Below are 14,040 nucleotides of genomic sequence, written 5' to 3'. Positions count from 1 at the left end.
GTCCGCGGGCGGAGCCGGACAGCTCCGCCCGCGGCACGGCCGCTGGGTCACCCGGTCACTTGAGCCGGTGCCGGGCCGGGCGACGGTTGCCCGCCATGAGCACGGCGCCGATGACGACCACGGCGAAGGCGACCACGGCGAGCACCATCGTCTCCGCACCGGTCACCGGCAGGGAGCCGCCGCCCGTCGGAGGCGTGGTGGGCGCGACGGTCGGCGTCGGCGTCGGAGTGGCGGTCGGCGACGCGGTCGGCTTGTGGGTCGGCCGGTGCGTGGGCGACGCGGTGGGCGAGTGCGTGGGCCGGTGCGTGGGCGACTGCGTCGGGTGGTGCGTCGGCTTGTGGGTCGGCCGGTGTGTCGGCGACGCGGTGGGCGAGTGCGTCGGGTGGTGCGTGGGCCGGTGCGTCGGCGAGTGGGTGGGCGAGTGCGTCGGCCAGTGGGTCGGGTGGTGCGTGGGCGAGTGCGTCGGGTGGTGCGAGGACGAGCCGAGGACGTCGTCGTCCAACCGGGTCGCCGCGGACGGCGGCCACTCGGCGGGCCAGGAGGCGTCCCCGTCGTACGGGACTCCGGAGTCCACGGACAGCTCGAGTCCCGAGGGGAGACCGGACGCCTCCCCGGAGCAGCCGGTGGACTGGCCCCAGGAGGAGTCGTACAGGCACTCCCAGCCGGAGACCTCCGAGGCTCCCTGGATCAGCACCGTCTCCGAATCAGCCGCGGGCTCGGTGTCCCGGTCGGTGGTGTGCCAGGCCAGAAGCGATATCGCGGAGAAAGCCAGGGCGGCCGACAGGCCGGACGCCGCAATTCCCCTCACCAGAAGACTCAACCTTCCCCCCAGGAGTGAGCGCTGCCGATCGCGCACCCGGGGACCTTCGGGCGCGCAATCCAAACAACAGTCCGTAGGGGGAAATCCCGAAACCCGGCGCGCGGTGCTCTTGGTCAAGAATTGGCCCCGCCGCCCTCTATCTTGACCAGCGGATGATCTCGACAGAAACCACCCGTGAACTGCGGTTCCGTACCTGCACGGGCGAGGTCGTCCCGCTTCCTGCGGCCCCGCCCTCCCGGAGGCCCGGCGCTCCGTCCGGTCCGTCCCCGGACACGACGAAGGCTCCGGCGGGTGCCCCCACACCCCCGGAGCCGTGGTCAGCCAACTGATCTCAGGAGCTTGCCGACAAAGCCGGATCCTACCGTCGTGCCCGGTCTGCGGTACGAGCCGGGAGGCGTGCCGCCCGTCCGGACCGGTGCGGGCGGTCCTGCGGCGGCCGGGCGGGAACCCGGAACACGCGGCCGCGGTGCGCGGCGGCCGCGCGGCCCCGCGCGGAAGGAGAGGGACCGGGAAGTCCTCCCCAAGCTCCCCGGTCCCGGGAGAGAGGTCAGATCCGCCGCCACGCCTCGGTGAGCACCTCGCGCAGCACGCCCTCGATCTCGGCGAAGTGCTCGGGGCCGCAGATCAGCGGCGGGGAGAGCTGCACGACGGGGTCGCCGCGGTCGTCGGCGCGGCACACCAGCCCGGCGTCGAACAGGGCGGGGGACAGGAAGCCCTTGAGCAGGCGGTGCGACTCCTCGTCGGTGAAGGTCTCCTTGGTCTCCTTGTCCTTGACCAGCTCGATGCCGTAGAAGTAGCCCTCGCCGCGCACGTCCCCCACGATCGGCAGGTCCAGCAGCTTCTCCAGGGTCGCCCGGAACACCGGGGCGTTGGCCTGGACGTGCTCTATGAGGCCCTCGTTCTCGAAGATGTCGAGGTTGGCCAGGGCCGCGGCGGCGGCCACCGGGTGCCCGGCGAAGGTGTTGCCGTGCAGGAAGGTGGTGCCCTCCTCCTGGAACGGCTCCACCAGCTTCTCACGCGCGATCAGGCCGCCCATCGGCACGTACCCGGAGGTCACGCCCTTGGCGAAGGTGATGATGTCCGGCAGGTAGTCGAACCGCTGCGCGCCGAAGTACGCGCCGAGGCGGCCGAACGCGCAGATGACCTCGTCCGACACCAGCAGCACGCCGTAGCGGTCGCAGATCTCGCGCAGCCGCTGGAAGTACCCGGGCGGGGGCGGGAAGCACCCGCCGGCGTTCTGCACCGGCTCGACGTAGACGGCCGCCACGCTCTCCGGGTCGTTCTGGAGGATCGCCTCCTCGACCTGGTCGGCGGCCCAGCGGCCGAACGCCTCGGGGTCGTCGCCGTGCACGGGGGCGCGGTAGATGTTGGTGTTGGGCACCTGGATGGTGCTCGGCACCAGCGGCTCGAAGGGGGTCTTGATCGCCTGGAGGCCGGTGATCGACAGCGCGCCCATGCTGGTGCCGTGGTAGGCGATGCGGCGGCTGATCACCTTGTGCCGGGTGGGCTGGCCGACGAGCTTGAAGTACTGGCGGGCCAGCTTCCAGGCCGACTCCACCGCCTCGGAGCCGCTGGTGGTGAAGAAGACCCGGTTGAGGTCGCCGGGAGCCAGGTCGGCGAGGCGGTCGGCCAGTTCGATGGCGGTGGGGTGGGCGTAGGTCCAGATCGGGAAGTAGGCCAGCGTCCGGGCCTGCTCGGCGATCGCCTCGGCGATCTCGGTGCGGCCGTGCCCGACCTGGGAGACGAACAGGCCCGCCAGGCCGTCCAGGTACCGCTTGCCGTTGACGTCGTAGACATAGGGGCCCTCGCCCCGCGCGATCACCGGGACGTCGGTGTCCTGGTATGACGCCAGCTCGGTGAAGTGCATCCACAGGTGGTCCCTGGCCGCCTGCTGGAGTCCGTTCGCCGTGAGTCCGCTGCCTGACCGCACTGTCACTTGGTTCCCCCAGAGCTGCGTTCCAGCGGGGCGCCGGCCGGGTGGCGTGGCGTCCTCCGCGCAGAGAAAGCGGGAGCGCACGATGCTCCCAATGAAATAGTTGCACTCAAAGCAGACATGTCAAGTATTAGTCGTGAAATTCAATGTTTACAACGGAATCCCTTGTCTTACGATGGGGGTTCTGCCAGGGTTTCCGTGACGGCTTTGCGTCTGATGTGACGCGAGTGACCAGGGAGAAGAACGTGAGCAGCCACTCCGACGGCCTGCGCCGCCTGCGCAACTTCATCAACGGCGAGTTCGTGGACTCCGTCGACGGTCGTACCGCTCCGATCGTCAACCCGGCTACGGGCGAGGCCTACGCCGAAGCCCCGGTCTCCACCGCGGAGGACGTCGACCGCGCCTTCCGCGCCGCCTCCGACGCCTTCGAGAACGGCTGGCGCGACAGCACCCCGGCCGAGCGGCAGATCGCGCTGAACAAGATCGCCGACGCTGTCGAGGCCCGCGCCGACGAGCTCGTCGCCGCCGAGGTGGAGAACTGCGGCAAGCCCGTCCAGGCCACCAGGGAGGAGGAGATCTGGCAGGTCACCGACGCGCTGCGGTTCTTCGCCGGCGCCGCGCGCACCCTGGAGGGCAAGGCCGCCGGGGAGTACCTGGCCGACCACACCTCCTGGATCCGCCGCGAACCCCTCGGCCCTGTGGGGCAGATCACTCCCTGGAACTACCCCATGGCGATGGCCGCGTGGAAGATCGGACCGGCCCTGGCCGCGGGCAACACCATAGTGCTCAAGCCGTCCGACACCACTCCCGTCACCACTCTGCTGCTCGCCGAGATCGCCGCGGAGTTCCTGCCGCCGGGCGTGTTCAACGTGGTCACCGGTGACCGCGACACCGGACGCGCCCTCGTGGACCACCCGACCCCGCGGCTCATCTCGCTCACCGGCTCCACCCGCGCCGGATACGAGGTCGCCCAGGCCGCCTCCGTCGACCTCAAGCGCCTCCACCTGGAACTGGGCGGCAAGGCCCCCGTCATCGTCTTCGACGACGCCGACGTGGAGAAGGCCGCCGTCGGCATCGCCGAGGCCGGCTACTTCAACGCCGGGCAGGACTGCACCGCCGCCACCCGGGTGCTGGCCGCCCCCGGCATCCACGACGACCTGGCCGCCGCCCTCGCCGAGCAGGCCGGGAAGACCAAGACCGCCGGGCCGGACGAGACCGACGCCTACTACGGCCCGCTCAACAACCCCAACCAACTGACCCGCGTCAGCGGCTTCTTCGAGCGCCTCCCCGACCACGCCGAGGTGCTCGCCGGCGGCTCCCGCGTCGACCGCTCCGGCTACTTCTTCTCCCCCACCGTCGTGTCCAACCTGCGCCAGGGCGACGAGATGGTCACCGACGAGATCTTCGGACCGGTCATCACCGTCCAGCGGTTCGACGACGAGGACACGGCCGTGGCCTGGGCCAACTCGGTGAAGTACGGCCTGGCGTCCAGCGTGTGGACCAAGGACCACGCGCGGGCCCTGCGGGTGTCGCGCCGTCTCGACTTCGGCTGCGTGTGGATCAACACCCACATCCCGATCGTCGCGGAGATGCCGCACGGCGGCTTCAAGCACTCCGGCTACGGTAAGGATCTCTCCCTCTACAGCCTGGAGGAGTACACGCGAGTCAAGCACGTCATGAGCTACATCGGCAGGGACTGAGGCGACGGCTGACCCGGCCCCTCGGACCAGGATGGGCAATCGACGTCTCCGGGCTGCACACGTCGAGACGCACAACCCCGAGCAAAGGACCACCACGACTATGGCGATCACGACGGAAGAGACACCGGCCGCGCACGGCGCCGGACCGACGGGCGCCCCCCCGGCCCCCGCCATCAGTCTGGAAGGAGTCGGTAAGACCTACCGATCCGGTCCCGGAACGGTCACCGCGGTGCACCGCATCGACCTGGAGATCCAGCAGGGAGAGTTCTTCTCCCTGCTGGGCCCCTCCGGGTGCGGCAAGACCACCACCATGCGGATGATCGCCGGGTTCGAGGAGCCCACGTCGGGAACCATACGGCTGGCAGGCAAGGACGTCACCGGCGTGCCGCCGAACCGCCGCGACGTCAACATGGTCTTCCAGAGCTACGCGCTGTTCCCGCACATGACCGTCGCCGACAACGTGGCCTTCGGCCTGAAGCGCAAGAAGGTCCCCTCGGCCGAGATCAAGAAGCGCGTCGCCGAGATGCTCGACCTGGTGGAGCTGACCGACCGGGCCAGGTACAAGCCCTCCCAGCTCTCCGGCGGCCAGCAGCAGCGCGTGGCCCTGGCCCGCGCGCTCGTCAACCGGCCCAGCGCGCTGCTGCTGGACGAGCCGCTCGGCGCGCTCGACCTGAAACTGCGCCAGGCCATGCAGCTCGAACTCAAGCGCATCCAGCGCGAGGTCGGCATCACCTTCGTGTACGTCACCCACGACCAGAGCGAAGCGCTGACCATGTCCGACCGCATCGCCGTCATGAACAAGGGCGTGGTCGAGCAGCTCGGCACCCCGGCGGAGATCTACGAGACCCCCGCCACGCGTTTCGTCGCCGGCTTCATCGGCACCTCCAACATCCTCACCGGAACTGTCGACACCGTTTCCGATGGTTGGGCCCGGATTGGCTATGGTCACGGCCAGCACGTCTTGGCGAAGGGGGACGGAACGGCCCCGAACGAAGAGATCGTGCTGACGGTTCGTCCGGAAAAGATCCGTCTGTCCGCGGAGGAGCCAGATGCGAATCTGAGTCGCATTCGCGGTACGGTACGCGAGGTTGTCTATTTGGGATCGACGACGCACTACACCGTGCGGACCGTCGACGACACCGACATCGTGGTGTTCCAGCAGAACTCCTCTGACGCCAGCAATCTCGCCGAACGCGGCGACACCGCGTGGCTGTCCTGGCGTCCCGAGCACTCCTACGTGCTTCCCGGCTGAACGACCAGCCAATCCCCCTAGTACTTTCGATATCCCTCTCACTCAGGAGCGGTACGACACCGTGAGTAAGAACCGACCCCCCGCCCCCGCCCTGCTCCGCGGCCTCACCCGGGCCCGCTACAGCCGTCGCGACACCTTCCGGCTCGCCGGGCTCTCCGCGGCCGCGCTGGCACTGGCCGGCTGCGGTGTCGAGGGCCAGGGGCAGAGCCACTCCGACATGACGGAGTACTGGGAAGGACGGAAGAGCAACGGCAAGGTCCGCTTCGCCAACTGGCCGCTGTACATGGACCCCGAGAAGCCGGAGCTCAAACGGTTCACCGAGCAGACCGGCATCGAGGTCGAGTACCACGAGTCCATCCAGGACATGCCCTCGTGGTTCGGGGAGATCCAGCCCTTGCTGGCCAACGGTGACGACATCGGGGCCGACCTGATGGTGATCAGCAACGGCCAGGAGCTCACCAAGCTCATGGCGCTCGGCTACCTCGCCCCCCTGAACCGCGAGTACCTGGGCAACTTCACCGAGTTCGCCGACGAGTACCACACGATGTCGGCCTACGACTACGGCAACAAGTACACCGTGCCCTACGCCTCGGGCATCACCGGCATCGCCTACAACCCCGAGCGCACCGGACGCGAGATCACCTCGGTCAAGGACCTGTGGGACCCCGCGTTCAAGGGCCGGGTCGGCATGATGGCCGACCCGCAGGAGATCGCCAACTTCGGGATGTTCTACAAGGGCATCTCGCCGGACGACTCCGGGGTCGACGACTGGAAGGCCGCCGCCGAGGCCCTGAAGAAGCAGCGCGACGACGGCATCGTGCGCGCCTACTACGAGCAGGACTACATCCAGCCGCTCGTCAACGGCGACATCTGGCTCACCATGGCCTGGTCCGGCGACATCTACCAGGTCAACGCCGAAGAGGGCAGCAACCTCAAGTTCGTCATCCCCGAAGAGGGCGGCACGCTGTGGACGGACAACATGACGATCCCGATCACGGCGCAGAACCCGGTGGACGCCATCATGCTGATGGACTTCCTCTACGCCCCGGACATCGCCGCCAGCCTCACCGAGTACATCAACTACATCTGCCCGGTGCCGCACGCCAAGGAGGTGCTGCTCGACCGGGCCTCCGAGCTGAGCGGCGAGGAGAAGGAGGAGCTGGAGGGCCTGGCCAACAGCCCGCTGGTCTTCCCCTCCGACAGCGACTACGCCCGGCTGCACAACTACAAGGTGCTGGACGTCGAGGCGGGTGAGGACAAGGAGTTCAACTCCATCTTCCAGGCGATCACCCAGGCGTAGTAGGACACCATGACACGGTTGCGAGAGAAGGCCGCTCCCTACCTGCTGGCACTGCCCGCGTGGATCTGGCTGGGCATCTTCTTCGTGGTGCCGATCATCGGGCTGCTGTGGATGTCCCTGATGACCGGCAACATCATCACGGGGTTCCAGCAGACCTTCAACGTGGCGATCTACCCGGAGGTGATCTCCGCCTACTGGGAGCAGATCCTGCGCTCCCTGGGCTACGGGGTGAGCGCCACCCTGCTGTGCATCGCGGTCGGCTATCCGGTGGCCTACTGGATCGCCTTCCACGGGGGCGCCCACAAGACCACCTACCTGCTGCTGGTGCTGCTCCCGTTCTTCGTCACGCAGGTGCTGCGGACCATCTCGTGGAAGTTCCTCCTCGCCGACGACGGCGTGGTGCTGGGGCCGCTCAAGGCCGTCGGGCTGCTGCCCGAGGACGCCCGCGTCCTCAGCACCACGCTCGCGGTCGTCGTCGGCCTGGCCTACAACTTCCTGCCGTTCATGATCCTGCCGATCTACGCGGTGCTGGAACAGGTCGACCACCGGGTGGTCGAGGCCGCCTACGACCTGTACGCCTCCCGGTTCCACGCGTTCGTCCACGTGGTCCTGCCGCTGTCGCTGCCCGGGGTCTTCGCCGGGGTGCTCCTGGTCTTCGTGCCCAGCAGCGCGGACTACGTCAACGCCTCGGTGCTGGGCGGCACCAACAACACCATGATCGGCAACATCATCCAGTCGCAGTACCTGGTCAACAACGCCTATCCGACCGCCGCGGCGATCACGTTCGTGCTGATGACGATCCTGCTCGTGGGGATCTTCAGCTACGCCAAGGCGCTGGGCACCGAACGGGTGATGGAGGTGCAGGCCGGATGAGGGCCGCCACGAAGGAAGCCGCCCCCGCGGCCGCGCCCCGCCGGTGGCGGCCCCGCATCAGCCTGGGCAAGCTGTTCACCTGGGCCGTCCTGGTGTGGCTGTTCGTGCCCATCGCGGGCATGATCGCGTTCAGCTTCAACGACATCTCCGGCCGCCAGAACGTCTCCTGGCAGGGCTTCACCCTCAAGTGGTACGGGCAGGCGTTCGCCTACCCGGACCTCAACCAGGCGCTGATCAACACCCTGGTCGTGGGCGTGTCGACCATGGTGATCTCCGGCATCACCGGAAGCCTGCTCGGCCTGGCCATGGGCCGCTACCGGTTCCGCGGCCAGCAGATCAGCAACCTGGTGATGTTCGCGGCGATCTCGGCGCCGGAGGTGGTCATCGGCGCGGCGCTGCTGTCGCTGTTCCTCACCATCAACATGACCACCGGCCTGCTCACGGTGATCATCGCGCACGTCATGTTCACCGTCTCGTTCGTGGCGATCACGGTGCGGGCGCGCGTCATGACGATGGACCCCAGGATCGAGGAGGCCGCCCGCGACCTGGGCGCCGACAGTTGGACCACGTTCCGGCTGGTGACCTTCCCGATGCTGTTCCCCGCGATCATGGCGGGCGGCCTGCTGTCCTTCGCGCTGTCGGTGGACGACTTCATCATCACCACCTTCGTCAGCGGCGAGCTCAGCACCTTCCCGCTGTGGATCTGGGGCTCCACCAGGATCGGCATCCCGCCGCAGGTCAACGTGATGGGCACGCTGATCTTCGTGGTCGGCGTGGTGCTCACCGTGATCAACGTCGTCCTCGCCCGGCGGCGCTCCTGACCCCGTCCTCCGACCACGACCACGGCCCATGTTCCCAGAAGGGTTGATCCCCGTGTCCGCAACCGCACACCTGGCCGCCGCAGCGCTCGCCGACGCCGAACCCCGGGTCTTCTGGCAGGACCCCGGCGTCGCGGGCCACGACGTGCCGGAACCGCAGCCGGCGCTGAGCGGGCACGTCATCACCGACCTGGCCGTGGTCGGGGGCGGCTACAGCGGCCTGTGGACGGCGCTGCTCGCCAAGGAGCGCGACCCCGACCGCGACGTGGTGCTGCTGGAGGCCCGCACCGTCGGCTGGGCGGCCTCCGGCCGCAACGGCGGCTTCTGCGAGTCCAGCCTCACCCACGGCCACGCCAACGGGGTGGAGCGCTGGCCGGACGAGATCGCCGAACTGGAGCGCCTGGGCCACCAGAACCTGGACCACATCGCCGAGACCGTGCAGCGGTACGGCATCGACTGCGACTTCGAGCGCACCGGCGCCATCACCGTCGCCACCGAGGAGTGGCAGCTCCCCGGCCTGCTCGAGGACGCGCGGCGGATGCGCGAGCTCGGCTACGACGTGGCCGAACTCGACGCCGCGCAGGTCCGCGCCGAGGTGGACTCGCCCACCTACCTGGGCGGCATCTACGACCGCGACGGCGTGGCCATGCTGCACCCCGCCAAGCTCGCCTGGGGGCTGCGCCGGGCCTGCCTGGACCTGGGGGTGCGGATCTTCGAGCACACGCCGGTGCGCGCGATCCGCCCCGAGCCGGGACGGCTGCGCCTGGAGAGCCGCGGCGGCTCGGTGGCGGCCCGCCGGGTGGCCTGGGGGACCGGCGCGTTCCCCGGCCCGCTGCGGCGGATCCGCCACTTCGTGGTGCCGGTGTACGACTACGCGCTGGTGACCGAGCCGCTGAGCGACGAGCAGCGCGCGGCGGTCGGCTGGGCCGGCCGCGCCGGGATGTCGGACGCCGGCAACCAGTTCCACTACTACCGGCTCACCGCCGACAACCGCATCCTGTGGGGCGGCTACGACGTCATCTACCACTACGGCGGCAAGGTGCGCCCCGAGTTCGAGCAGCGGCCGGAGACCTTCCGGACGCTCGCCGAGCACTTCTTCACGACCTTCCCGCAACTGGAGGGCGTGCGGTTCACCCACACCTGGGGCGGGGTGATCGACACGTGCAGCCGGTTCTGCGCCTACTTCGGCACCGCCTACGGCGGCCGCCTCGCCTACGCCGCCGGGTTCACCGGGCTGGGGGTGGGGGCCACCCGCTTCGGGGCGGAGGTCATGCTCGACCGGCTCGCGGGCGTGGAGACCGAGCGCACCCGCACCGCGATGGTCCGCACCAAGCCGATCCCCTTCCCGCCGGAGCCCTTCCGCTACGCGGGCATCGAACTGACCCGCAGGTCCATCGCCGCGGCCGACCGCAACGGCGGCCGCCGCAACCCGTGGCTGCGCGCCCTGGACGCGGTGGGCATGGGGTTCGACAGCTAGGGCGCACCGGCTCCGGAAAGCCTTCTGAGGGAGGAGGAGACCGCCGGGGACCGGGAGGGCCGACGCACCGCGCGCCGGGCCGACCGGACCCGGCGGGCGCTCACCGCTGCGCCCGCAGGGCCTGGACCAGGCGGGTCAGGCGGTGGACCGGGTCGTTCAGCTCGCGCACCACGCCCAGCACCCGCTCGTCGCCCACGGTGCGCTCCCGCACCCCCTCCAGCTTGTCGTTGATCTCGTTGACCAGAGCCGACAGTTCGGCGACCACCGTCTCCACCCGCCCGGTGTCCTGGGACAGCTCGCGGCGCAGCAGGGTGGACTGGCTGTTCAACTGCCGCTTCAGCCGGTCCAGCTCCAGGAACACCTCGACCTTGGCGCGCAGCAGCCACGGGTCCAGCGGCTTGGTCATGTAGTCGACGAACCGGCTGGCGTAGCCCCGGAAGACCCGGTGGCGGTCGATGCCCGCGGCGGTCAGGAAGATGATCGGGATGTCCTTGGTCTTCTCCCGCTGCTTGATGTGGGAGGCGGTCTCGAAACCGTCCATCCCCGGCATGACCACGTCGAGCAGGATCACCGCGAAGTCCCGTTCGAGCAGCGCCTTCAACGCGGCCTCACCCGAGTTCGCCCGGACCAGGTTCTGGTCGAGCGAGGTGAGGATGGCCTCGAGGGCCGTGAGGTTCTCCTCGCGGTCGTCGACAAGGAGGATGTTGGCCTTGTAGGGCACGGTCACTGCTCCCGGCTCGTGTCGGTGTCGTTGCGGTCGCGATCCAACCACCTCCGCATGACATCCAGCAGGTGGTCCAGGTCCACCGGCTTGGTCACGTAGTCCGAGGCGCCGGCCGCCAGGCTGTTCTCCCGGTCGCCCTGCATGGCCTTGGCCGTGAGCGAGATGATCGGCAGGTCCGCGAACTGCGGCATCGCCCGGATGGCGCGGGTGGTGGCGTCGCCGTCCAGCTCGGGCATCATGATGTCCATCAGCACCAGGTCGATGTCCTCGTTGGCCTCCAGCTTCTCGATGCCCTCGCGGCCGTTGTCGGCGTAGAGCACTTGCAGCCCGTGCGCCTCCAAGGCGCTGGCCAGCGCGAAGACGTTGCGGATGTCGTCGTCGACGATGAGCACCCGCTTGCCCGCCAGCACGCTGTCCCGCTCGGGGGAGGACTCCTGCGGCTGCGCGCCGAACTGCGGCGGGGGACTGGTGAACACCGGGACCGACTCCTCGGCCTCCTCCGGGGCGGGCGGCGCGGCCTCGGACTCCGGGCGCGGCGGCACGTCCTCGGGCAGCGCCACCGTGTCGGTGGTGATCGGCTCGAACGGGACGAGCTCGTCCGCCGCGTTCAGCGACCGGTACATCCGCTCCGTGGTGCCCTCGGGCAGCCGCACCGGCAGCAGCAGCGTGAACGTGCTGCCCTCGCCGAGGACGCTGTTCACCCGGATCTCCCCGCCGAGCAGCTCGGCCATGTTGCGGCTGATGGACAGCCCCAGGCCGGTCCCGCCGAACCGGCGGCTGGTGCCGCCGTCGCCCTGGTGGAACGCCTCGAAGATCAACTGGAGCTTGTCCTCGGGGATGCCGATGCCGGTGTCGGTCACCGAGAACGCGATGACCTCGTCGGTGTCGGCGAACATGTCCAGGTCGGCGTCGTCCAGCGCCCACGCCGGCTCGATCAGCAGCCGCACCTCGCCGCTGTTGGTGAACTTCACCGCGTTGGACAGCAGGTTGCGCAGCACCTGCTGGAGCCGCTGCTCGTCGGTCCACAGGTGGTCCGGGATGTCCGGCGACACCTCCACCGCGAACGCCAGCCCCTTCTCGCTGGCCATCGGCCGGAACGACGCCTCCACGTAGTCCACCAACTGGCTGATGGACACGTTGCTGGGGCTCAGCTCCATCCGCCCCGCCTCGACCTTGGACAGGTCCAGGATCTCGTTGATGAGTTGCAGCAGGTCGCTTCCTGCCTTGTGGATAGTCTGTGCGAACTCCACCTGCTTGGGGGTGAGGTTCTGCTCGCTGTTGTCGGCCAGCAGCCGGGCCAGGATCAGCAGGCTGTTGAGCGGGGTGCGCAGCTCGTGCGACATGTTCGCGAGGAACTCCGACTTGTACTTGGAGGACACCTGGAGCTGGTGCGCCCGGTCCTCCAGCGACCGCCGGGCCCGCTCGATCTGCCGGTTCTGCAACTCGATGGCGCGGTTCTGGCTGGCCAACTGGCCCGCCTTGCTGTGCAGCTCGGCGTTCTTGCGGCGCAGCTCCTCCTGCTGGCGCTGCAACTCGTTGGAGCGCTCCTGCAACGCGGTGGTGAGCTGCTGGGACTGGGCCAGCAGGTACTCGGTCTTGGAGTTGGCCAGGATCGTGGTGATCGTGGCGCTGATGAGGCTGACGAGCTGGCGCAGGAAGTTGAGGTGGATCTCCCGGAACTCGCCGAAGGAGCCGAGCTCGATCACGCCCAGCACCCGGTCCTCCGACAGGATCGGGAAGATCGCCAGGCTCAGCGGCGGCGCCTCGCCCAGCCCTGACTCGATGCGCACGTAGTCGCCGGGGACGTTGTGGACGATCATCTCCTTGCGCTGCGCGATCGCCTCGCCGGCCAGGCCCTGCCCCGCGGTGATGCGGCGGCGCTGCTCGCCGGGCTGGTAGCCGTACCCGGCGTAGAGGCGGAAGGTCTCGGTGTCGTTCTCGTCCTCGGGCAGGTAGCAGGCGCCGTGCTGGGCCTCCACCAGCGGGGTCACCTCGGTCATGATGAGGCGGGCCAGGTCGTTGAGGTCGCGGTGGCCCTGGAGGAGGCCGGACAGCCGGGCCAGGTTGGTCTTCAGCCAGTCCTCGTCGCGCTGCGCCGCGGTGGTCTCGCGCAGGTTGGACACCATCAGGTTGACGTTGTCCTTCAGCGTGGCCAGCTCGCCGCGCGCACTCACCTGGATGGACTGGGTCAGGTCGCCGCGGGCCACCGCGCTGGCCACCGACGCGATCGCGCGCACCTGCGTGGTGAGGTTCTTGGCCAGCTCGTTGACGGTGTCGGTGAGCTCCTTCCACACCCCCGACACCCCGGCGACCTTCGCCTGCACGCCGAGCTTGCCCTCGATGCCCACCTCGTGGCCGACCCGGGTGACCTCCAGGGCGAACGTGGACAACTGGTCGACCATCGTGTTGATGGTGTCCTTGAGCTCCAGCATCTCGCCCTGGGCGTCCACGGTGATCTTCTTCGTCAGGTCGCCGCGGGCCACCGCGGTGGTGACCTGGGAGATGTCCCTCACCTGGTTGGTGAGGTTGTCGGCCATGGAGTTGACGTTGTCGGTGAGGTCCTTCCAGATGCCGGAGACGCCCTTGACGTTGGCGCGGCCGCCGAGCTTGCCCTCGGTACCGACCTCGCGCGCCACCCGCGTCACCTCGTCGGCGAAGGAGTCGAGCTGGTCCACCATCGTGTTGATGGTGTCCTTCAGCTCCAGGATCTCGCCCTTGGCGTTGACCGTGACCTTCTTGGTGAGGTCGCCGCGGGCCACCGCCGTGGTCACCACGGAGATCTGCCGCACCTGGTGGGTCAGGTTGTTCGCCATCGAGTTGACGTTGTCGGTGAGGTCCTTCCACACCCCCGACACGCCGCTCACGTGCGCCTGACCGCCGAGCTTGCCCTCGGTGCCCACCTCGCGGGCCATGCGGGTGACCTCGTCGGCGAAGGCGGAGAGCTGGTCGACCATCGTGTTGACGGTGTCCTTGAGCTGGAGCATCTCGCCCTGGACGTCGACGGTGACCTTCTTGGTGAGGTCGCCCGCCGCGACCGCCGACGTCACCTGGGAGATGTTGCGCACCTGGTGGGTCAGGCTGTTCGCCATGGAGTTGACGTTGTCGGTGAGGTCCTGTTCACCGGGCTGGGGGTGGGGGCCACC

Annotated in this window: 10 protein-coding genes; 6 read left to right on the top strand and 4 right to left on the bottom strand. The window is 69.0% G+C overall.

Going from position 1 to position 14,040, the window contains the following annotated elements; translation table 11 throughout:
- Positions 1–55: 55 nt before the first annotated feature.
- Positions 56–808: a hypothetical protein gene (locus AC529_RS19940; protein ID WP_068753645.1), complete on the bottom strand. Its 753-nt coding sequence runs from the start codon at positions 806–808 to the stop codon at positions 56–58.
- Between the two features lie 559 nt (positions 809–1,367).
- Positions 1,368–2,756 carry an aspartate aminotransferase family protein gene (locus AC529_RS04270; protein ID WP_083947911.1) on the bottom strand — a complete coding sequence of 463 codons (1,389 nt, stop codon included), beginning with the start codon at positions 2,754–2,756 and terminating at the stop codon, positions 1,368–1,370.
- Between the two features lie 242 nt (positions 2,757–2,998).
- On the opposite strand from AC529_RS04270, the gene AC529_RS04265 reads away from it, so the two are divergent.
- From AC529_RS04265 to AC529_RS04240, 6 genes are all read left to right on the top strand, one after another.
- Positions 2,999–4,453: a gamma-aminobutyraldehyde dehydrogenase gene (locus tag AC529_RS04265; protein WP_068753643.1), complete on the top strand. Its 1,455-nt coding sequence runs from the start codon at positions 2,999–3,001 to the stop codon at positions 4,451–4,453.
- Positions 4,454–4,553: 100 nt separating this feature from the next.
- A complete protein-coding gene (locus tag AC529_RS04260) occupies positions 4,554–5,705 on the top strand; it encodes an ABC transporter ATP-binding protein (RefSeq protein WP_068753641.1) in 1,152 nt (383 codons plus the stop codon).
- 61 nt (positions 5,706–5,766) lie between these two features.
- Positions 5,767–7,005, top strand: a complete 1,239-nt coding sequence (locus AC529_RS04255; protein ID WP_068753639.1) for a polyamine ABC transporter substrate-binding protein — start codon at positions 5,767–5,769, stop codon at positions 7,003–7,005.
- A 9-nt stretch (positions 7,006–7,014) separates the two neighbouring features.
- Positions 7,015–7,878 carry an ABC transporter permease gene (locus AC529_RS04250; RefSeq protein WP_068753637.1) on the top strand — a complete coding sequence of 288 codons (864 nt, stop codon included), beginning with the start codon at positions 7,015–7,017 and terminating at the stop codon, positions 7,876–7,878.
- Entirely contained in the window at positions 7,875–8,699 is an 825-nt protein-coding gene (locus tag AC529_RS04245; RefSeq protein ID WP_068753635.1) for an ABC transporter permease, read from the top strand. Before AC529_RS04250 ends, AC529_RS04245 begins: the two co-directional genes overlap by 4 nt.
- Positions 8,700–8,727: 28 nt before the next feature.
- Positions 8,728–10,173 (top strand): NAD(P)/FAD-dependent oxidoreductase, encoded by a 1,446-nt coding sequence (locus AC529_RS04240; protein ID WP_068753630.1) that lies wholly within the window; start codon positions 8,728–8,730, stop codon positions 10,171–10,173.
- A gap of 100 nt (positions 10,174–10,273) precedes the next feature.
- Here the strand turns inward: AC529_RS04240 and AC529_RS04235 are convergent, their stop codons facing one another.
- The gene (locus tag AC529_RS04235) at positions 10,274–10,900 is read right to left on the bottom strand and encodes a response regulator (protein WP_068753629.1); all 627 of its coding nucleotides are present in this window, start codon (positions 10,898–10,900) and stop codon (positions 10,274–10,276) included.
- Positions 10,897–14,040: HAMP domain-containing protein (locus AC529_RS04230; protein ID WP_083947910.1), on the bottom strand; the 3,144-nt coding region annotated here is incomplete at its 5' end. The genes AC529_RS04230 and AC529_RS04235, both read right to left, overlap by 4 nt.

The organism is Thermobifida cellulosilytica TB100 (assembly GCF_001517975.1).
GTDB lineage: Bacteria > Actinomycetota > Actinomycetes > Streptosporangiales > Streptosporangiaceae > Thermobifida > Thermobifida cellulosilytica.
This window is presented reverse-complemented; position numbering and strand designations above follow the sequence as displayed.